General features: G+C 60.5%; 15 protein-coding genes and 1 pseudogene. 10 read left to right on the forward strand and 6 right to left on the reverse strand.

Annotation, left to right across the window (positions count from 1 at the left end; genetic code table 11):
* The 3 genes and pseudogenes from GM79_RS25670 to GM79_RS21850 all read left to right on the forward strand — a co-directional run.
* Positions 1-751: pseudogene (locus tag GM79_RS25670) on the forward strand (ISLre2 family transposase); the annotation flags it as partial.
* 413 nt (positions 752-1,164) lie between these two features.
* Entirely contained in the window at positions 1,165-1,884 is a 720-nt protein-coding gene (locus GM79_RS21845) for a hypothetical protein (protein WP_035568038.1), read from the forward strand.
* A 103-nt stretch (positions 1,885-1,987) separates the two neighbouring features.
* On the forward strand, positions 1,988-3,337 hold the full coding sequence (locus GM79_RS21850) for a leucine-rich repeat-containing protein kinase family protein (protein ID WP_035568039.1): 1,350 nt from the start codon (positions 1,988-1,990) through the stop codon (positions 3,335-3,337).
* Here GM79_RS21850 and GM79_RS21855 read toward each other — a convergent pair whose 3' ends face one another.
* On the reverse strand, positions 3,338-4,687 hold the full coding sequence (locus GM79_RS21855) for a M20/M25/M40 family metallo-hydrolase (protein ID WP_035568041.1): 1,350 nt from the start codon (positions 4,685-4,687) through the stop codon (positions 3,338-3,340).
* Positions 4,688-5,023: 336 nt separating this feature from the next.
* Here GM79_RS21855 and GM79_RS21860 point away from each other — a divergent pair, with 336 nt between their 5' ends.
* Positions 5,024-5,848, forward strand: a complete 825-nt coding sequence (locus GM79_RS21860) for a transporter (RefSeq protein WP_152560139.1) — start codon at positions 5,024-5,026, stop codon at positions 5,846-5,848.
* Between the two features lie 424 nt (positions 5,849-6,272).
* Here the strand turns inward: GM79_RS21860 and GM79_RS21865 are convergent, their stop codons facing one another.
* A complete protein-coding gene (locus GM79_RS21865) occupies positions 6,273-9,713 on the reverse strand; it encodes a pyruvate carboxylase (protein ID WP_035568046.1) in 3,441 nt (1,146 codons plus the stop codon).
* A 375-nt stretch (positions 9,714-10,088) separates the two neighbouring features.
* Between GM79_RS21865 and GM79_RS21870 the strand changes: the two genes are divergently transcribed.
* The 6 genes from GM79_RS21870 to GM79_RS21895 all read left to right on the forward strand — a co-directional run bounded on the left by GM79_RS21870 (position 10,089) and on the right by GM79_RS21895 (position 15,924).
* Positions 10,089-10,805 (forward strand): SDR family NAD(P)-dependent oxidoreductase, encoded by a 717-nt coding sequence (locus tag GM79_RS21870; protein ID WP_035568047.1) that lies wholly within the window; start codon positions 10,089-10,091, stop codon positions 10,803-10,805.
* Positions 10,806-10,903: 98 nt separating this feature from the next.
* A complete protein-coding gene (locus tag GM79_RS21875) occupies positions 10,904-12,229 on the forward strand; it encodes a cryptochrome/photolyase family protein (RefSeq protein WP_035568048.1) in 1,326 nt (441 codons plus the stop codon).
* Positions 12,230-12,354: 125 nt separating this feature from the next.
* A complete protein-coding gene (locus GM79_RS21880; protein WP_035568049.1) occupies positions 12,355-12,984 on the forward strand; it encodes a TetR family transcriptional regulator C-terminal domain-containing protein in 630 nt (209 codons plus the stop codon).
* An 87-nt stretch (positions 12,985-13,071) separates the two neighbouring features.
* Positions 13,072-14,400, forward strand: coding sequence for an ABC1 kinase family protein (locus tag GM79_RS21885; RefSeq protein ID WP_035568050.1), 1,329 nt, complete (start codon positions 13,072-13,074; stop codon positions 14,398-14,400).
* A gap of 73 nt (positions 14,401-14,473) precedes the next feature.
* Complete coding sequence (locus tag GM79_RS21890; RefSeq protein ID WP_035568051.1) at positions 14,474-15,346, forward strand: dienelactone hydrolase family protein; 873 nt, start codon at positions 14,474-14,476, stop codon at positions 15,344-15,346.
* 107 nt (positions 15,347-15,453) lie between these two features.
* Positions 15,454-15,924, forward strand: coding sequence for a DUF962 domain-containing protein (locus tag GM79_RS21895; protein WP_035568132.1), 471 nt, complete (start codon positions 15,454-15,456; stop codon positions 15,922-15,924).
* An 81-nt stretch (positions 15,925-16,005) separates the two neighbouring features.
* On the opposite strand, the gene GM79_RS23495 is transcribed toward GM79_RS21895, so the two are convergent.
* From GM79_RS23495 to aroF, 4 genes are all read right to left on the reverse strand, one after another.
* Positions 16,006-17,670 carry a DoxX family protein gene (locus GM79_RS23495; protein WP_051719188.1) on the reverse strand — a complete coding sequence of 555 codons (1,665 nt, stop codon included), beginning with the start codon at positions 17,668-17,670 and terminating at the stop codon, positions 16,006-16,008.
* Positions 17,671-17,764: 94 nt separating this feature from the next.
* A complete protein-coding gene (locus tag GM79_RS21905; protein ID WP_035568052.1) occupies positions 17,765-19,117 on the reverse strand; it encodes a helix-turn-helix domain-containing protein in 1,353 nt (450 codons plus the stop codon).
* A 54-nt stretch (positions 19,118-19,171) separates the two neighbouring features.
* Positions 19,172-19,888: a hypothetical protein gene (locus GM79_RS21910; RefSeq protein ID WP_035568054.1), complete on the reverse strand. Its 717-nt coding sequence runs from the start codon at positions 19,886-19,888 to the stop codon at positions 19,172-19,174.
* 320 nt (positions 19,889-20,208) lie between these two features.
* Positions 20,209-21,213, reverse strand: a complete 1,005-nt coding sequence (gene aroF, locus GM79_RS21915; RefSeq protein ID WP_035568055.1) for a 3-deoxy-7-phosphoheptulonate synthase — start codon at positions 21,211-21,213, stop codon at positions 20,209-20,211.
* Positions 21,214-21,258 lie beyond the last annotated feature (45 nt).

The following is a 21,258-nucleotide window of genomic DNA, read 5'->3' on the forward strand; positions in this document are numbered from 1 at the left end:
TGAAGCCGCCCCAGCGGGCATCGTCTATGCGCAGGCCGACGGGGCGATGCTGCTCACCGACGAGGGGTACAAGGAAGCCAAGTTGGGCCGCATTTTTGCCGCGACGGCCTTGCAAACGAGCGTGGTCGAGGAGCGCGGCGGGCACATTGCCGCGTCGATTTTTGTGGGCCATCTGGGGACGGCAGCCGCGTTTGGGGACAAATTTGCGGCGCAACTCGCCCCCTACAAAGACCAGGGGCGCGACCTGGTTTTTATCAGCGACGGGGCCATTTGGCTGCGCCAGTTCATCGAAAAAACCTGTCCCCGGGCCACGCTGATTTTGGACTTCTACCATGCCATGGAACACATTGGCCAGGCCGGCAAGGCGTGTTGGGGGAGCGGAAAAGCGGCTTCCGGCTGGTTTAAAGAACAACGCAAGCTACTGCTGGACAGTAAATTAGACCATGTCTTAGCCCATCTAAAGCAGCTCGCCATCGCCCCGGCCCTGTGCGAATCGGTCTGTGCTTACCTCGAAGCCAACCGCGACCGGATGGATTACAAAGCCTACCGCAAACGCGGCTTGTTGATTGGCTCGGGTGCCATTGAGGCCGCCCACCGCACGGTGATGCAACGCCGCATGAAGCGGGCGGGCCAACGCTGGGGCAAAAACGGCGCCCAACGCGTCTTGACCCTGCGCGTCTGCGCCATGAGTAACCGATGGCAACTGGTGCGACAGCAAATTGAACCCTTCAATCCCGCAAGAGAGGCCTAGCGACAATTTGAATTGCACCCCGCCGGGGGTTCGCCTTTTTAAAGGCAACGGCTGGCCGGGGACTACCTACGCGTGGGGCGAAGATAGGAGAGCGGGCCACCCACCCCAGAAAAATCCTCGACGGCCCTTGTTGCCTGGAGTTGGGAGCAGTTGAGAACCTCGGGAGCACCCGGCGCGGGGTGCCAAAGGCCGTTGAGGGGCTCGACGGGACTTGTCACCGCGAGTCGGGTGCCGTTGAAGGCCGCGCCGGCCCCTGGCACCGGCAGACCAAGGGCGTGGAGCGCCGCGCCGGCTGCGGGCGCACTAAACTGCAGAAGGTTACGGGGAATTTTGCCCCCTCGGAATTTCTCCGCACCTTAGCCCGGCCGTGTTCCTGCGGCATCTTTCACCCCATCCTGTTTCCTTTTTATCCCATGACAGACCAGCCTACCACGCCCGCTTCGGCCGCCCCCCCTACCCCCACCGATGCGGTGGTGAACCCCAAACTGCTCATCCCCAAGAAAGACGGCCCGCTGGCCGAGGTGGGCCGGCTTGTGGCCGAGGCCTGGGGCAAGGAAACATGGTTTGCGCTGCGCTGGAAAACCCAGGCCGATTTTGCCAAGCTGGCGGCCGAGTTTGGCACGGCCATCACCGAAAAGCGCGGGGCCGCCGCCGCCCGCACTCCGCAAAGCCAGCGCTTGCAGGAGCTGGACGACCAGTTCGACGAGGGCCTGCGCATTCTGAAAAAATACCTCAACGAGGACAGCGGCTACGACAAAGCCCGCACCGATGCCCGCCTGCCCGGCTTCGGCCTGATAGCGCGCAAAAGCGGCGGCTATGCCCTGAGTGCCGACCGCAACGAGCGCCTCAAGGCCCTGCGCGACCTGCTGCTGCCCAGCGTGGCCGCCGCCCCCTTTGCCGCCCGCGACTACGGCACTGCCTACTGGCAAACCCGTTTCGATGAGTACAAAACCCTGCTGGGCCAGACCGACGGCCTGGCCGGCAAAGTGAGCAAGTCGGTGAGCCGGAAAGACGCCGCCAAGGGGGAGCTGCGCAAGGTGCTGCAAGCCGTGGTATACGCCCTGAAAGCCAATTTTCCGGACACATTCGAGGCGGAGCTGCGCAGCTGGGGCTTCCGGAAGGAGAGCTATTAGGGCCCTTTGGGGGTGAGCTAAGGGAACGTCATGCTGGGCGCTGCGCGCAGCATGACGTTCTTTTCCTTTCCGCTCAACTGCAAACCGCCCGACCTTTGCGCCCATGCACACCCTTGCCCAACTGCGCGGCGGCCAGCTCCACGGCCTCAAACGCCTTGATTTAAGCGCTGGCCTCACTGAATTTCCCCGCGAAATATTCGCCCTCGCCGATACGCTCGAAGTCCTCAACCTTTCGGGTAACGCCCTCACCTCCCTGCCCGACGACCTGGGCCGGCTGCACCGCTTGCAGGTGCTGTTTTGCTCCGATAATCAGTTTAGTGAAGTACCCGCCGTGCTGGGCCAGTGCCCCGCGCTGCAAATGGTGGGCTTCAAGGCCAACCGCATCCGCACGCTACCGGCCGCTGCCCTCACGCCCGCCCTGCGCTGGCTCATCCTCAGCGATAACCAGCTGGAAGAATTGCCCGCCGAAATCGGTAATTGCACGCGGCTACAGAAGCTGATGCTAGCCGGCAACCGCCTCACCGCGCTGCCCGAAACGCTGGCCAACTGTACCAGCCTGGAACTGCTGCGCATCGCCGCCAACCGCCTCACCGAGCTACCCACCTGGCTGCTCGCCTTGCCCAGGCTGGCCTGGCTGGCTTACGCGGGCAACCCGTTTTGCGCGCAGGCCGAAGTTGATGTTACTAATAATAAATCGATTACCGACATCCCTTGGAATCGCCTCGCAATAGAGGAGCAGTTGGGCGAAGGAGCATCCGGCGTGATTTACCGGGCGCGCTGGCATCGCCACGAAGCGGCGCCCGAAGCTATGGCCGTTAAGCTATTTAAAGGCGCGCTGACTAGCGACGGCTTGCCGCAGAGCGAGATGGCGGCCTGCATCAGCGCGGGGGGCCACCCCCATTTGATTGGGGTAGCGGGCCGGGTGAGCCAGCATCCGACCCAGGCCCAGGGCCTGGTGCTGGAACTGATAAGCCCGTCTTTTGGCAACCTGGCCGGCCCGCCAAGCCTGGCCACCTGTACGCGTGACGTTTACGCGCCCGGCACTTCCTTCACAATTGAAACAGTCGTGCGCACTGCCCAGGGCATCGCGGCAGCCACCCAACACCTCCACGAGCGGGGGATTCTGCATGGCGACTTGTATGCACACAACGTGCTGGCCACGGCTACGGGCGAGGCTTTGCTGGGTGATTTTGGGGCGGCCAGCTTCTTCTCCTTTCCTGACCCTGAAACCAGCCCGGCCTGGCAGCAGCTGGAAGCACGGGCATTTTCGTGTCTGCTGGAGGAATTACTAGCGCACTGCGAGGTAAGCCCGGCGGCTCAGGCAACAGTTGCAGCGCTGCATGCCTTGAGGCAACGATGCGCGCAACCGAACGTTGCCGCGCGGCCGTTTTTCCGCGAAATCACAGCTGAGCTCGCACGCATCGGGCAACTTATTGCCCCTATGCGAACCTGATTACGGTTTGGTGGGCGCTGGTTCGGGCGCGATGCGAGTAGGCGTTTGTTGGCCAGCCACAATGCCGCGGGCACTTTGAGCAATAGCCTGGATTATGGCTGTCATGTTGGGCAGGTTCAGGCTTTCCACCTCGTCGTCCACGGAGTGGTACAGCTTGTCATCCGGAATCTGGTCGCTGCTGATGGTGTGGGCCGGCACGCCAAGCTTGGCCAACGTGGCGTTATCGGAGCGGTAGAACAGATTTTGCTCGGGGTATGGGTCGGGTTCAAACCGGAATTTGCTGCCCGTCAGATTGGCTTGCAGCAAGGCGCCAAAGTCAGATTTATCGAAGCCGGTAATGAAGGCCGTGCGGGGGCCAAACTTGGCCCCCTTGCCAATCATTTCGATGTTGAACATGGCAACTACCTGATTGGGGTCGAGCTGTTGCGAGAAGTGACGGGCGCCAAAACCGCCCACTTCCTCAGCCGCGAAAGCCGTAAAGATGAGCGGGCGGGCGTTGTCCTGACGCTGCTTAAAGTACTCGGCCAAGGCCACCACGGCGGTGGTGCCGCTGGCATCATCGTCGGCGCCGTTGGCAATGGAGTCGCCGGCTATGTTGGGCTTAATGATGCCCAAATGGTCGTAATGGCCCGAAAAAACCACTTTCTCCCGCGCCCGGGCCGAATCCCGGCCGGGCAGCACGCCCACCACATTGCGCAGCTCCACCACGCGCTGCTGGGTTTTGCCCTGCACGATAAAAACTGGCTTTGCAGCCGCCGGAGCGGCCATAATCAGCACAGTTGAATACGTATTACCGGCCTCGGTGGCCCGCAGCCGGGCCTGACGGCTGGCGTTTTGCAGGCGCTTGAATACGTCGGCGTGGGCTGGATCGAGCAACACCAGCAGGTTTTGGCCTGGCCGCATGATGCGCCCCACGAATTCCATTGGCTTCTCCTCGGGCCCAATCGTCAGCACTTCAACGGCTGGCGTTTGGTTCGTCCAGTCCAACGCGGGCTGGTTCGAGAAAAGCAGGGCTTTATCGGCCGGTACGGCCGCCCCGTTCAGAGTTGCGCTCAGGGAAGTTACCCGCGACTCATATACGGAAAACACTTGCTCGAAGCCGGTAGCACCCGGCATAGGCTGCAAGCCAATGCGCTGGAATTCAGCCGCCAAAAATTGTGCAGCTTTGACCCCGCCGGGCTGGCCGGTGCCCCGGCCCTGCATGTCATCGGCCGCCAAGGTAGTCACCACCCGCGCCACCGTAAGGGCCGAAACCTGCACAGATTCGACACGTTTGGCGGCTTTACGATTCTGGGCAGTGGCTCCAAGCGCGGCCAGGGCCAAGGTGATAGTGAACAGGCAACGTTTCATAGCGGGAAGCTGGGACGTGGAAAGAAGTGCGCCATTGAACGCCAAACCCAATTTTGGGCGGAGTGCAATTTGGCAGCGCAAACATAAGCCTGGCCCGGTAGCAGCAGCTTTCAAACCAATTCCGCAACCGGCACCTCACCCGCATTATCGAAAATCGACTCGTTCTCAGCACAGCCTGACTGGGGTTGGTGAGAATGGGTTCAATCGAAGTGCTAGTTGACAGCATTATTTGATTGGTTCAATAACTTTGCGTCAATTAAATATTATTATTTCAATAAAAACGGACAGAAAATATAATAATATGAACCATGCCGGAGCGGCGCGGGTCTAGGATTCATGCGAAAGACCACTCTGTTGGCCGTTGGCGCTCTACTGAGCACCCCCGGCCTCACCCTGGCCCAGAACACGCCGGAAGAAAACAACCCCAATGTTGATGCCCCTTTCGTGCGAAACATTCGTGCCGACCGCCCCGGCCAAACCATCACCGCGCAGGTGCTGCGCCCCGGCCGCTTTCAGCTAGAAGCCGGCACCCAGCGCCTGACGCCCAAGCTGGGAGAGCATTTGTCCACTAGCGGCGCCACGCTGCGCGTCGGGTTCTTCAACAGCATGGAGCTGCGTATTACCCAACCTTATTTGAACCGCTACGTGCAGCCGCAGAACGAAGCCGGCACCTCACAAATTGGCGCGGGTTGGGCGCCGATGGTGGTGGGAGCAAAATTCATGATTTCGCCCAACTACGACACCCGCACCCAAGTGGCGCTGCTCGTAGAATCGGCCATGCCGGGCACCGGCAGCAAGGAATTAGCCGTGAAAGGCCTGGCGCCCAGTGGCCGGCTGCTGGTCAGCCAGCAGTTGGGCCAGCGCTACGGTTTGGAAGCCAACCTCGGTTTCAGCCAGCCCGGCCTGACGGTGGCCGACATTTCCAAAGGCCTGTTCCTGGGCTCTTTGGCCCTGAACGGCGCCATCACTGCTAAAACTGGCTTCTTCGTGGAAGCCTACGGTAGCGGGCGCGGCACCCTGAACAGCGGCACCACGGCCGGCCTGTACTGGCAGCCCCTGCCCCAGATTCGCCTCGATGTGAACGCCGGGCGCGTGCTGGGCGGCGCGGCCAGCGGCACCGGTCTGCTGGGCGCGGGCATGGTGGTGAAACTGGGCAAATAAGCTATCTGCATATTTACTACTGTTATGCAGAGCTGGCGCGCGTCTCCGACGCGTTGCCGATTGGCTTCGAGCCTCTGGCTCGGGTCGTATGGGATGTATGCAACGTTAGTGCACGTCCGAGCCGGAGGCTCGAAGCCAATCGGCAACGCGTCGGAGACGCGCGCCAGCTTATGGATGCGTAATAGCAATTATTTATTGCTGCTCAATCAGATGGGTTCGTTGTGTGAGTGATTCTAGCTTGGCAGCTGATAAGAGCTCAAAAGTTAAATTAGCTTCCAGGCTGTCATGCCGAGCGCAGCCGAAGCATCGCGAAATTGAATACAGTCACTTCTTGCACTTCTACTTGATGAGTGCAAAAAGCAAGTCCCGTTTCCTCCAATTAAGGAAGAAACGGGACTTGCTTTTTAGGCTTGTTACGGAAATACTATGCCAAAGTCAGCACTAGGTCGTCGGCGCCCACGCGGCTGCCTTCGGTTAGGGTGATGCTCTCAATTACCACGTCCTTGGGCGCGGTGATGGTGGTTTCCATCTTCATGGCCTCGATGACGAAAAGCGGGGTGTTTTTGGTGGCTTTTTGGCCGGGTTTCACCAGAATTTTGCTCAGCATGCCTTGCAGCGGGGCGCCCACCTGGCGCGGGTTGGCCTTGTCGGCCTTGGCGTTGCTGATTTTGGTGCTGGTCACCGACTGGTCACGCACCTGCAGGTTGCGGGTCTGGCCGTTGAGGGTGAAGAAAATAGTGCGGCAGCCGTCCTCGTTCAACGTACCCACCGATTCGAGGCCCACGATAACCGACTTGCCTTTGGCGATTTCGATAATGGTTTCTTCGCCGGGTTTGAGGCCGTAGAAAAACACCGAAGTCGGGGCCTTGCTCACGTTGCCGTACTTGACGCGGTGCGCCCAATACTCCTCAAACACCTTGGGATAGAGAAGAGAAGACAGCATATCGGTGAACTTGGCGCCGGGGAATTTCACCTGGAAACCCTTCCACTCCTTCTTGAAATCGATGGGCGCCAAATGCTCGTTGGGCCGGTCTGTGAATGGAGCTTCGTTCTTGAGAATCAGCTTCTGGAGCTCGGCGGGCCAGCCGCCTTCGGGCTGGCCGATGTCGCCGCGGAACAGGTCGCGCACCGATTCGGGGAAGCTCAGGGTTTCGCCCTTTTCCATGACATCGGCGGGCGTGAGGCCGTTGGAGACCATGAACAGGGCCATGTCGCCGACCACTTTGCTGCTGGGCGTCACCTTCACAATGTCACCGAACATGTCGTTCACATCGGCAAAGCGCTGCTTCACTTCCTCAAACTTGTCAAGCAAGCCCAGCGACGAGGCCTGCGGGCGCAGGTTGGAGTACTGCCCGCCCGGAATTTCGTGCTGAAACACCTCCGAGGTGCCCGCTTTCAGGCCCGACTCGAAGGGGTAATACATTTCGCGCACCGCCTCCCAATAGTTGCTGAATTCATTGAGCGACTGCTGGTTGAACTCGCGGTGGCGCGGCGTTCCGCGCAGCATTTCCACCACCGAGTTGAAGTTGGGCTGCGAGGTGAGGCCGGACAGCGCGCCCATCGCCACGTCGATGACATTAACGCCGGCTTCCACGGCTTTCAGGTAGGTTGCGGCCTGCAACGACGACGTGTCGTGGGTGTGCAGATGGATGGGCAGCTTCACGGTGTCGCGCAGGCCGGCAATCAGCTCGGTGGCGGCGTAAGGCTTCAGCAGGCCGGCCATGTCCTTGATGCAGAGGATGTGCGCCCCGGCGTCTTCGAGTTGCTTGGCCAGCTTCAGGTAGTAGTCGAGCGTGTATTTGGTGCGGCTGGGGTCCAGAATGTCGCCGGTGTAGCAGATGCAGGCTTCGGCCAGCCGGTCGGTTTTGTTGCGCACGAACCCGATGCACGATTCCATGCCCTTGAGCCAGTTCAGTGAGTCGAAAATGCGGAAGATGTCCACGCCGGTTTCGGCCGCCTGCTGCACAAAACGTTCGGTGAGGTTATCCGGGTAGGCCTTGTAGCCCACGCCGTTGGCCCCGCGAATGAGCATTTGCAGCAAAATGTTCGGAATGGCTTCACGGAGCTTGGCCAGCCGCTCCCAGGGGTCTTCGTGCAGGAAACGCAGGGCCACGTCGAACGTAGCGCCGCCCCAAACTTCGAGCGAAAAGGTCTGCGGATGCTGCTGGGCGTAGGCGCCGGCCACTTTCAGCATGTCCCAGGTGCGCATGCGGGTGGCCAGCAGGCTTTGGTGGGCGTCGCGCAGGGTGGTGTCGGTGTAGTGAATCAGGGGCTCGTCGCGTAGCCACTTCGAGAAGCCTTCCGGGCCCAGCTCGTGCAGCTTTTGCTTGGTGCCGGGCGCGGGGTCGGTGTGGTCGGAGTTGGGCAAAACGGGCCGGCGCGGGTTGTGGCGCGGGTCGAGCAGGTTTTTTACGTCCGGATTGCCGTTCACCACCACCTCGCCAATGTAGCCGAGCATGCGCGTGGCGCGGTCCTGCCGGGTTTCAAACTTGAAGAGCGAGGGCGTGTCCTTAATAAAATCAACATTGGCCTGGCCGGACTGGAAATCCTGATTTCCAACGATGTTCTTCAGAAACTGAATGTTGGTTTGCACGCCGCGCACCCGGAACTCGTCGAGGCTGCGCAGCATTTTCTGGGCCGCCCCTTGCAGGGTGGGCGCGTGAGCCGACACCTTCACCAGCATCGAATCGAAGAAGGGCGACACCACCACGCCCTGGTACACCGAGCCCTCGTCGAGCCGGATGCCGAACCCGCCGGCCGCCCGGTAGGCCACGATGGTGCCGTAGTCGGGCTTGAAGTCGTTTTCGGGGTTTTCGGTGGTTACGCGGCATTGGATGGCGAAACCGGCGCGCAAGGGCTTAACATCCGGTCCGAGGCCAATTTCGGGGTCTTTCAGGTTGTAACCAGCGGCGATGTAAATCTGGGTTTTAATCAAATCCACGCCCGTAATCATCTCCGTCACCGTGTGCTCGACCTGGATGCGGGGGTTTACTTCGATGAAGTAGATGCGGTCCTGCTCGGGGTTCACCAGGAATTCCACGGTGCCCACGTTGTCGTAGCCCACGGCGCGGCCAATGCGCAGCGCGTACTCGTAAAGCAGGTGGCGCTGGTGGTCGGGCAGGTTCATGGCGGGCGCCACTTCCACCACTTTCTGGAAACGGCGCTGCACCGAGCAGTCGCGCTCGTAGAGGTGCACGAGGTTGCCGTGCTGGTCGCCCACGAGCTGCACTTCGATGTGCTTGGGGCGCTCCACGTACTTTTCCAGGAACACGGTGTCGTCGCCGAAGGCATTCAACGCCTCATTTCGGGCCTCAAAAAAGCCTTTTTCCAGCTGGTCGTTGTCGCGGATGATGCGCATGCCCCGGCCGCCGCCGCCGCTGGCCGCTTTCAGCATCACGGGGTAGCCGATGCGGTTGGCTTCGGTTTTGGCGGTTTCGAAATCGACCAGCTCGGCCTCGCTGCTCTCAATTTGAGGCACCTGGCACTGCTTGGCCACTTCCTTGGCCCGCACCTTGTCGCCGAGGGCTTCCATGACCTCGGGCCGGGGGCCGATGAAGACGATGCCTTCTTCGGCGCAGCGGCGCGAGAGCGTGGCATTCTCGCTCAGGAAGCCGTAGCCGGGGTGGATGGCGTTGGCGCCGTTGGCTTTAGCGATGCGAATCAGCCCTTCGATGTCGAGGTAGGGCTTCAGCGGGTCGTCGTCGCGGCCAATCTGGTAGGCCTCGTCCGCCTTGTAGCGGTGGAGCGAGTACCGGTCCTCGTAGGTATAGACGGCAACGGTGGGAATGTTGAGCTCCGTAGCCGCTCGCATTACGCGAATGGCAATTTCGCCCCGATTGGCAACAAGAAGTTTGGTTATGTTCATAAAATGAGTGGTGGGATGGCCGCGCGTACGGCGAAATTACGCCACAGGCCGCGCATGGCACTTCCCCCAATCGTTTGCAGCCCGTCATCAGAGAATTCAGGGCCCGACAACAGCTGCAGCTTCCGTAGTCAACCATTACAATATCAATTTTTTACACCTTGAACCTACATCTGAATCAGTCAAACCGCTAAGTTTCTGACTGTACTGCTGGGCTTGTTGAAGCATCTCGGCCGCAAGCACGGAAAAAGCCTGCTGTTGCAATCGACAGGCATCTCCATTTAATTTCTGATTCGTACGGTCCCTTCATTTACAAAACAAGCGTCCATAATTGGGGTTAGCAGAGCATTCCCCACGCAACCGCAACACTTCCTCCGCATGGATTTCACCGACAAAAACATCCTCCTCATTGGCGCTTCTTCGGGCATTGGCCTGGCCACGGCGCAGCTGCTCAGCAAGCTTCAGGTCAATCTGTTCACGGCGTCGCGGCACCTTTCGCCGGAGCTGGAAGAACTGGGCACCACGCACATAGCCTACGACGCGACCCAGCCCGTGGGCACGGCTTTCGACGGTCTGCCCGACGTATTGCACGGCGTGGCCTACTTCCCCGGCAGCATCAAGCTGCGTCCCTTCGAGCGCATTCCCACCGAGGATTTTCAGGCCGATTTCGACCTCAACGTGCTGGGCGCGGTGCGGGTGCTGCAAGCCACCATCAAGCGTCTGAAAAAGGCCGAGGGCGGGGCTTCCGTGGTATTGTTCAGCACCGTGGCCGCCGATACGGGCATGAGCTTTCACGCCAGCATTGCTACGGCGAAGGCCGCCGTGGAAGGCCTCACGCGGGCCCTGGCGGCCGAATATGCGCCCAGCGGCGTGCGCGTGAACTGCATTGCGCCCTCGCTCACCAACACGCCGCTGGCCGCCGCGCTACTTAATACGCCCGAAAAAGTGGAAGCCGGCGGCAAGCGCCACCCCTTGCAGCGCATCGGCCAGCCCCAGGATTTGGCCTACACGGCGTCGTTCCTGCTCTCCGACCACAGTGCCTTCGTCACCGGGCAGGTGTTGGCCGTGGATGGCGGCATGGGCAAATTAAAATAGGGTTTTAGTTGCTGGTTGTTAGTTATCAGTTGTTAGACCCATGAGTCGGCCTATCTGCAACTGATAACTAACAACCAGCAACTGACAATTACCGAAGCATGAAAATCTGTCTCTTCTGGCACCGGCGCGACTTGCGCACCCACGACAATGCGGGCCTGGCAGCGGCGCTGGCCAGCGGCCTGCCCGTAGTGCCGCTGTTCATTTACGATAAGGAAATTCTGGACCATCTGCCCGAAAAAGCTGATGCCCGACTCACGTTCATTTACGATGAAGTGGAAAAGCTGGCGGCTGAAACCGAGAAAGCCGGCGGCACTTTTCTGGCGCGCTACGGTGCGCCGCTGGCCGTACTGGAAACGCTGCTGAAGGAATTTGAAGTGGCGGCCGTGCACACCAACGAGGACTACGAGCCCTACGCCACCAAGCGCGATGCGGCCGTGGGTAAGCTGTTGAAGAAGCACGACGTGGAGTTCCACTCCTATAAAGACCAGGTTGTCTTTGCCAAGGAGGAGATAATGACCAAATCGGGTACCGTTCCGAAGGTATTTGGGGCTTATCTGAAAACCTATACGGCGAAGCTGACCGACGAAATGCTGCTGCCCTACGGTTCAGCTGACGCTTTCAAAAAGGCACACCTGCACAGTTTTTCTAAAGAGAAAGCCGGTCCGCGCCCCACCCTGGAAAGCATGGGTTTCGCGCGCAAAGAGCAGTATTTCCCGCCGGTGAAGCTGCCCGCCGAAAGCATCGTGCGCAACTACCACAAAACCCGCAACACGCCCGCCGACGAGCACGGCACCACCCGCGAGTCGCTGAACCTGCGCTTCGGCACGCTCAGCGTGCGCGAGGTAATGCGTCAGGCCAAAGGCTTGAACGCAAAGCTGCTGGCCGAAATTATCTGGCGCGACTTCTTCATGATGCTGCTTTGGCATTTCCCCAACACCGCCACGGAGAGCTACGACCCCAAGATGCGAGACGTCCCCTACCGCAACAACGAGGACGAATTCCGGGCCTGGTGCGAGGGCCGCACCGGCTACCCGCTCGTGGACGCCGGCATGCGCGAGCTCAACGAAACCGGCTACCTGCCCAACCGCGTGCGCATGACCGTAGCGGGCTTTTTGGTGAAGCATCTGTTCATCGATTGGCGCTGGGGCGAACAGTATTTTGCCGATAAGCTGCTCGATTATGAAATGGCCAACAACGTGGGCAACTGGCAGTGGATGGCCGGTACCGGCGCTATTTCGGCACCCTGGTTCCGGGTCCACAGCCCGGAAAGCCAGCTGGCGCAGGTCGACCCGGAGCTGAAATACGTGAAGCGCTGGGTGCCGGAAGTGGGCACCAAAAGTTACCCCGCCCCCATCGTGGACCACAAGTTTGCCCGCGAACGGTCGGTGGAAGCCATTCGGACGGCACGCATCGCCGCCTCGTAGCGTGCGGGCCACTGTAGCATAAGCTTCAGCTTGTGCCGCGCCTGAGGGATTTCGCGCGACGATGCACAAGCTGAAGCTTATGCCACAAACCAGAACCTGCGGGCCCTGAAACAGGTTATACCCGCATGGAAAAAGACCGCATCAAACAGGCTTACCTCAGCTTCGTGCTCAACGAAGGCCACCCGCCACAATCGGTGTTCAAGCTCACGCAGCAGTTGGGCATCGCCGAGCAGGAGTTCTACACGCATTACCCCAATTTCGAGGCCGTGGACCGGGAGCTGTGGGCCGATTTTGGCCAGCAGGCCCGCACCACTGCCGCCGCCGAGCCTGTGTGGGAAGGCTACGGCAGCCGCGAAAAGCTGCTGGCGTTCTACTACACGCTGCTCGAAATCCTTAAGCAAAACCGCTCCTACGCTCTCATGAGCCTGCGCCGCTCGCTGCACCGCGTGCCGGCCCTCTCACCGCGCGTGCTCGATGACTTCCGCCAGGACTTTGAAGTGTTCGTGACTGACCTGCTCGCCGATGGCCGGGTGAGCGGCGAAATTGCCAACCGCCCGCTGTTGCAGGAGGGCTACCCGCGCTTCTTTTGGCAGCAGGTGCTGTTCGTGCTGGGCTTTTTTGCCAAAGACGACACCGTGAATTTCGAGCGAACCGACGCCGCCGTGGAAAAAGCCGTGACCCTGAGCTTCGACCTCGTGGGCCGCAACACCCTGGATTCGGCCTTCGATTTCGTACGCTTTCTGGTACGCCGATAGGGCGTGCGGTAAGCTTCAGCTTGCCGTTTATTAAACCATCCAATCTGATTTACGGCCCTGCGGTGCCAGCTAAAGCTTACCTCACAAATGTCCGAACAAACCTCGCTGCCCACTACCAAAGTGGCCCGCGCCGCCCGATTTGCCAAAACCGGCATCAGCGTGGGCGCCAACTACGTGAAGCACTACGCCAAACGGGCCGTGGGTGCCACCTCGACCACTGAGGACCTGCACGCGGCCAATGCGGCCGAGCTCTACGGCACCCTGAGCGAGATGAAGGGCTCGGTGCTGAAAGTGGCGCAGATGATGGCGATGGAGAAAAACCTGCTGCCCACCGCCTACGCCGACCAGTTTGCCAAAGCCCAATACCAAACCCCGCCCCTCTCGGGGCCGCTGGTCATAAAGTCCTTTCGCGATGCATTTGGGCAGTCGCCAGCCACTTTGTTTGATGAGTTTGAGCCCAACGCCCGGCAGGCCGCCAGCATCGGCCAGGTGCACATGGCTCGTAAAAACGGCCTGCAACTAGCCGTGAAGGTGCAATACCCCGGTGTGGCCGCCAGTATCAAATCCGACATCAACCTCGTGAAACCCATTGCCCTGCGCGTAATGGGCCTGAGCGAAAGCCAGGTACGGCCGTACCTGGAAGAGGTGGAAGCCCGGCTACTCGAAGAAACGGATTATGCCCTGGAGCTGCGGCGCGGTCAGGAAATGGCCACAAGCTGCACCCACATTCCACACCTACAGTTTCCGGCCTACTACCCCGAGTTGTCGGCGGCCCGCATCCTGACGATGGACTGGCTGCCCGGCCAGCACCTAAAGGAGTTTCTGGCCACCAATCCCAGCCAGGAAGTGCGCGACCAGCTGGGCCAAACCCTCTGGGATTTTTACCAATTCCAGCTCAACACCCTGCACAAAGTGCACGCCGACCCGCACCCCGGCAACTTCCTGCTTCGGGCCGATGACGGTGGCACGGTGGGCGTGCTTGATTTCGGCTGCGTGAAAGAAGTACCGGCCGATGTTCTGACCTTGTTCACGGCGCTGCTGGCCCCCGAAACCTTCGCCGAGGAGGGCCGGCTTGAAGCCCTGCTTGCCGAAGCCAACGTACTGCGGGCCGCCGACCCTGCCGCGTTGCGGGCCCTGTACCTGCGCACGATGCGCGTGTCGCTGGAGCTGGTGGGCCGGCCCTTCCGCCAAGCCACCTTCGACTTTGGCGACCCGGCTTATATGAAGAGTCTCTACGCGCTGGGCGACGACCTGATGGCCGACCCGGAGCTGAAAAAGCAGCGCGAACCCCGCGGCTCGGCCCACTTCATCTACCTCAACCGCACCTACGTGGGGCTTTTCGCCTTGCTGACCGAGCTGCGGGCCAGTATAAACACCGGCTTCGCGGATGCTCCGGCCAAACAAAACGAGGAGTAAGTCCCTTGATGAGCGCCGGGCCCGGCGCGTTAGCTGGTTGGCACGCTCATCATTTCCCCAATCCAATTTCTGAATGAAAAAACTCCTCACCCTCGGGGTCGCGCTTTTGAGCCTGACCTTCTCTGCATCGGCCCAACAAATGGCCAGCTGCTGTGCCAAACCGGCCGGTAACCTTTCGGCTTCGGCCACGGAAGCCTTTGCGATGCTGGCGGCCGACAAGGATTTTTCGGGCGGCCACGACGCGCCTTTGCCGTTTGAGTTCAAAGGCGAAGGACAGAACATTGAATTCAAGACGGCTGACGGCACGATGGGCCGCGGCTTCGAAATCAAAAGCGCCACGCCCAGCAACAAGTACCTGTTCGTGATTCACGAGTGGTGGGGCCTGAACGACTACATTAAAAAAGAAGCCGCCACGTTCGCCGCCGAAATGCCGGGCGTGAATGTCATCGCCGTGGATTTGTACGACGGCAAAGTGGCAACTACGCCCGAAGAGGCCGGTAAGTTTATGGGCGAGGTGAAATCGGAGCGCGCCGTGGCCATCCTCAAAGGCGCACAGGCCTACGCGGGCCCGAAGGCGCAATTTGCCAGCGTGGGCTGGTGCTTCGGCGGCGGCTGGAGCCTGCAGCAAGCCCTGATTGGCGGCAAGCAGAGCGTAGGCTGCGTGATGTACTACGGCATGCCCGAGAAGGACGTGGCCAAGCTCAAAACGTTGAATACGGACGTACTGGCCATTTTTGCCAGCCAGGATAAGTGGATTAATCCCGAAGTAGCTGCCCAGTTCAAAAAGGATATGGCCGCCGCCGGCGAAAAAGTAATAATCGAGAGCTACGACGCCGACCACGCCTTCGCCAACCCATCCAACCCAAAGTTCAACCAAGCATACGCTGCCAGCGCCCACGCCAAGGCCCTGACGTACCTGCGCACCAAGTTCAAGGTAAAAGCCTAGCGCTAGCACATTTGTACTGCAAAACTTCAAAAGCCATCCCCATCGGGATGGCTTTTTTTGGGTACTTTGCTCGCCGTTCACGCAATTTCACCAGCCCTTTTTCCGCTATGGCGCCGCTAACCTCTTTGCTTGCCGAATACGGCGAAAGCCATCAGAACCCGACTAATAAGCTGGTGCATTGGGTGTGCGTGCCCCTCATCATGTTTTCGCTGCTGGGGCTGCTCTGGTCGGTACCGGTGCCCGGAGCCATTCAGAATATTAGCCCCTGGCTGAATTGGGGCACTTTGGTGATGGTGTTGGCGCTGGGGTACTACGTGCGACTGAGCGGCCGGCTGGCCTTGGGCATGGTGCTGGTGTGGGCCGCGATGGCGGCAGCGCTGCGCGTGGTGGCGGGCACGGCAGTACTGCCGCTGTGGGCTATTTGCCTCATCATTTTCGCCCTGGCATGGGTGGGCCAGTTCTGGGGGCATAAGGTGGAGGGCAAAAAACCCAGCTTCCTCAAAGACCTGCAGTTTCTGCTCATCGGGCCGCTGTGGCTCCTGCATTTCGTGTACCGGCGGTTAGGCTGGGGGTATTGACGCTTCGCTTAATGAAGAATGAGGAAGTTTGGCCACAGCGGCCAATTCCTCATTCCTCATTTCGAAACCGCTTTAGATTTTTCAGCGCGTGAACTGGTAGTGGTTGCGCTCCAGAAAAGCAGTGTTAGCCGCGTAGCGCACTTCTTTTTTGACCAGAAATTGCCGCGGGCTCAGCACTATGGTTTTGCGGATGGTGGCGGCGCGGCGGCCGTCCTGCCCCGCGCCTTCGAGCACCACATTCAGCACCTGACCGGGCAGCCAAACCTTACTGCGCACGGCGTAATCGATATTGTCCCAGCGCACGCGGGTGCCGTCGGGGGCTACATATAAGGTGTCGGTACCAAAGACGTGGGTTTTGTTGGGCTCTTCGTAGTCGAAGCGCAGCAGGAGTTGGTCGGGGCGGCTCATTTCACCGCGCAGGGCGGTGTTCAGCTTCACGGTTTCCTGGGTGCCGTAGTTCCGATAAGTGAGCGTGCCGTGCCAGTCGGCCAGCGCATCGGACAGCTCGGCCCCGGTGAGGCGGGGCGGGGCCGCAGTTTTGCCGGTCTTTGGCAACTGCTCGGTGGCCATGCGCAGGTTGCCGAAATCACCGGTTACGGTGAGGTCCAGGCGGGCGATGGCAGCACTCGGATTCAGCAGCACGGCCGCTGAGCCCGCAGCAAAACGAAGCGCGCCGCCCTGGCCCGGCCGGAGCGTGGCCTTGCTTATCAAGCCGCCGCCGCTGAGCTGCTCCTTGATGTCCACTGATACCGTTCCTTTGTTTTTGGCCACCACTTTGAACGGCCCGCGCTGGCCGCCACCCAGCGAAAACTGCTTGCCGGGCTCAATCGTCAAATCGGAACGCAGGTCGCTGGGAAGTGTACCCGCCGTCGTCCCGACAGGCACGGGACCGGAAGCGGCCGGCAGCACGCTAGCTTGAGCCGCTGAGTAGCCCATACTCAGGCCCGCCGCATTGCTGATGTCGACGTCGATTTTCGCCTCGCGCTGGCCCAGGTTGACTATAACTGCTCGCGAACCCATGCCAAATACGGCTTTGGTTTGCTGGCCGGGCGGCAGCACGCCCACCGACACCACCTGCCCACCGGAGGTTACCTCCTTGATTTCGACTGCCACCGGGCCTACGTTATGCGCCGCCACCCGGAAGCCCAGCAGCTGCGTGCCGCCCAACTCAAACTGCTTGCCGACTTCAATGCTCACCTGCGAGCGCAGTCCGCTAAGCCCCAAAGACGAGCAAGCCATGAGCGGCATAGCCAGCAACAGCAGCGCGGCCACCCCCGCTGTGGCGGTGCCAATGGAAGCTTGCCGCCCCATCGGCCGCCAGGTCCGGCCCCGCAGCCACGCATCGGCCGACCACGACCCGGCGCCGGTAGCCAGCAGCATCACAAAGCCCCAAAAAAGCTCCTGCTGCACATACACCCCCGTAAAAAACTCCGGCTTGTCGTACCACCAAAACGAGATAACGAAGAACTGAAAGCTGAGCTGAACCGCCGCCAGGCGCGTTCCCAGGCCCAAAATCAGCATAATACCGCCGGCAAATTCGCCCCAGGCAGCCAGCCAGGCCCACATTTCGGGCGAGGGCCAGGTGAAGCCAAGGTTGGCAACCTGACTCGTAAACCAGTCGGACGGTTCCAGCTTGGGCAAGCCCGATTCGACCATGACCACGCCCAGGTGCAGGCGGAAAAGCAGCAGGCCGAGGGCGGCGGCGGGGCCGCGCCAGGCAGCCAGGGAGGAGGTTGGGTTCTTCATCGGGAGTTGGGTTTTGAGGTTCAGAATTGCTAACTCAAAAGTCCTCGTGCCCCGCCATGCCCGCGCTTCAACTTACGGCTTGGGCCGTCCCAGCTTATGATTTGGGTCGGTTTACCTCGCCGGGAGTGCGCCCGGTTATTTTCTTGAACACCCGATTGAACGTGGACTTGGAGTTGAACCCGCACTCTAACGCAATGCCTACCAGGGAGTAATGCAAGAGGCGCGGGTTCTGGAGCTTGCGCTCGGCCTCGGCAACCCGGTAGCGGTTCACGAAGTCGTTGAAGTTCTGGCCGCAGCCCGTGTTGATGACGTGCGAGAGCAAAGAAGTATTGGTGCGCAGGCGTAGCGCCAGCTCGGCCAGGGTAAGCTCGGGCTCCAACCAGGGCTGCTCCTCATCCATCAGACGCAGCAGTTTTGCCCGCCACGGCTGTAGCTCCGGTGCCAGAGTAACGGTGGCAATTTCCGCTGCGTTCGGAACATTGCTGGGTGCCGCCGGCAAGCCTGCGCTCACGTTCAAATCTGCCGCTAAGGATTCTGCAGAGACATTGGTAGCAGCAAAATCGATTTCCTCCACCGCTCCGACGGATTCCTCCCCTTCCACTGGCATTTCGGCCGTTTTTACGCTGCTAAGAATTGTGCTTTCATCGGCTTCGGGCTCGAATCGCAAGGGCACCACTGCCGCGTAGTTAGCCTGCAGGCCCACCACGCTGAGGTAATAAATCAGCAGGCCATTGGCCAGATACGCATACCAGGAATCATTGTAGCCCAGCGGTCCAATCAAAGAATCCAGCGCCCCGAAGCCCAGCCAGATAGCAAGGGCCAGCAGCGCCGCCAGCAGCAAATCGCGCAGGCCCCGGAATCGCAGCCGGGTGGTGTCAGAAAAGTTGTTGTCGAGGTAGCGGCGGTAGCGATGGTAGCGGCGCAGCGTGGCCACGCCATAAGCCAGCATGGAGGCGTACCCAATCACATCCGGCACCAGGTTCACGTCTTCCAGCGCCTGCATGGCCGCGCCTTTAGTGCCAAAATGATGCGGCATCGCCTGCCCCAGCAGCGCGTGCTGCCAGGCAACATCGTAGCCAGCCGCTGCCAGGTGAGCCCCTACCAGCAGCAGCCACGGCAGCAGGTGCCACCAATGGCGCCGCAGCGAAAACTCCTGGTTGGTGAGGCTGCGGAAGTACAGATAGAACACCGGCCCCCAAGCCAGCCAGGGCCGCCACGGCACGTAGAACATTGCCGTGGAATACGCGTCGTGACTGTCGTACCAGCCGGCAAAGCCCAACATCCACTGCGCCACCGGCAACACATTCAGCAGCAGCAGTAAACCCAGTAGGCCATCGGCCAGCGTACCGTTGCGAGCGGCCCGCAGCCCCAAATGCCCGGCCAGCGCCAGGCCGGGCACCACAAAAGGCAACAGCAACGCGCTTTGGGCTCTGAATTCGAACAGCACGACGCGAAGCTACGACCCGCGGCGGCTTGCTACCTACTGCTTTTTTGGCTGATGCTACGCCACCGCGAGCAGGCCGGCCAGCTCGGCCACGCAGTCGGTGAGCTGCTCCCAGGCGGGCAGCACGTAGTACTGCTGCTGGTAGCGCGCGCCCGTCACCGGCGTACGCAATACGGTGGCCAAGTCGAAGGCTATCCGGGGCGTATTCTCGTTCACGCAGTGGTGGATTTCACCAGCCGACGACAGAAGGCCCGCGCCGTACAGGCGCGGCTGGCCCTCGTGCTGCACCAGCCCAAACTCGGCCGTGAAAAAGTACAGCGCCCACAACTGCTCGCGGGCTGGCGAGCCCTCCGGCTGCGCCCGGTACGCCTGCCCCAGCATGTGCAGAAAATCGGCCAGTCCGCTATCCAGCAACATGGGCACGTGCCCGAACAAATCGTGGAACAGGTCGGGCTGCGGGCTGAAATCGAAGGCGTGCATGGGCCGGATGCGGGTCACAATCGGGAAGCGCCGCTCGGCCAGCAGCTCGAAAAACGCGGCGGGCTCAAACGGCCGGCCCACCGGCGCCAGCCGCCAGCCCGTTTCCTCAAAAACCGTGGTACTAAGCTCCCCAAGGTCCGGAATGGCCTCGCGCCGCAACCCGAGCCGGGCCAGGCCCTGGCTGAAAGCGGGCGCTGCCCGCCTGTGCAGCAAAGCCGTCTGGCGGTCAAACAAAATTTTCCAAATCAGCTGGTCCTGGCCAGAAACGTGCGCGGGGAGGTGGTTAGTAAACATAGCGAATGGGCGAAAAAAAAGCCCGATATCCTGTTGGATTCGGGCTTTTGAAGGTTTCTAGCGAAGTACGGGCATCATGCCTTGTTCTTCCTTTTTGCCAATCGCAGCCCAGTCCCACCCTGTTTGGGGCAAGTCGCTAGGTTGGTAATATTGACGAGTTGGAGGCGCATGATTGAGACGAATATAAGAACCGATTTTGGTTATGCAACAATTAGCTGGAAAATAACACTTGACCACTGTTACGCATCTAGCAGGCTGGCGCGCGTCTCTGACGCGCTGCCTCACTGGCTTCGAGCCTCTGGCTCGGGCGGACCTTTTGGCTACTCCAGCTCGCCGCGCAGGGCAAACACCCGCCGCAGGTTGCGCACCAGCTTCGCCGACTCATCAAAATCCAGGGTTTGCTGGCCATCTGAAGCGGCTGTTTCGGGGGTTTCGTGGGTTTCGTACACGATGCCGTCGGCACCGGCCAGCACGCCGGCCAGGGCCATGGCCGGCACGTACTCCCGAATGCCAATGCCGTGCGAAGGGTCCACGATGACTGGTAAGTGGCTTTTCTCCTTCAGAATAGGTACCGCGTTCAGGTCCAGCGTATTGCGGCTGGCCGTTTCGAAGGTGCGAATGCCTCGCTCACATAAAATCAGCTTTTCGTTGCCGCCCGAAAAAACGTATTCCGCCGACGACAGCAGTTCCTCGATGGTACCCGAAATCCCACGCTTAATCATCACCGGCTTGTCCACGCCTCCCAGGGCGTCGAGTAGGTTGAAATTCTGGGTATTGCGGGCGCCCACCTGAAACACGTCCACGAAATCGTGCATCTCTTCTACCTGCGACACCTGCATTACTTCGGTCATTATTTTGATGCCGCGCGCCCGCGCCATGCTGTGAAACAGCCGCAAGCCGTCCATGCCTAGGCCACGGAACGAGTAGGGCGACGAGCGGGGCTTGAAAACGCCACCGCGCATCAGGCGCACGCCGTTTGCCGTTAAGTGGTCCATCACCTTCTCCATCTGGGCTTCGCTCTCGATGCTGCACGGGCCGGCGCACAGGGCCAGCGTGCCTTCGCCAATGGTTACGCCGTCGCCCAGGTCGAGCACCGTGGGCTTCACGCGCCACTTGCGGCTTACCAGCTTGTAGTCGTCCGACACGCGGTGCACATCGCGCACGCCCGGCAGCTGGCCAATGGTGCGAATGTCGATTTCCTTCTTCCCAATGGCCACCAGGTAGTGCGCGTGTTGGGTCGTCACCTCGGTGGCTTTATAGCCTTGCTGCTTCAGGTGCTCACTAATGGCGGGCACCACGGCCGCGTTTTCAAGTTGAATTATCACGGATTTAGTCGGATTGGGCGGATTTCACGGATTGATTGCTTCTTC

The organism is Hymenobacter sp. IS2118 (assembly GCF_000715495.1).
GTDB lineage: Bacteria > Bacteroidota > Bacteroidia > Cytophagales > Hymenobacteraceae > Hymenobacter.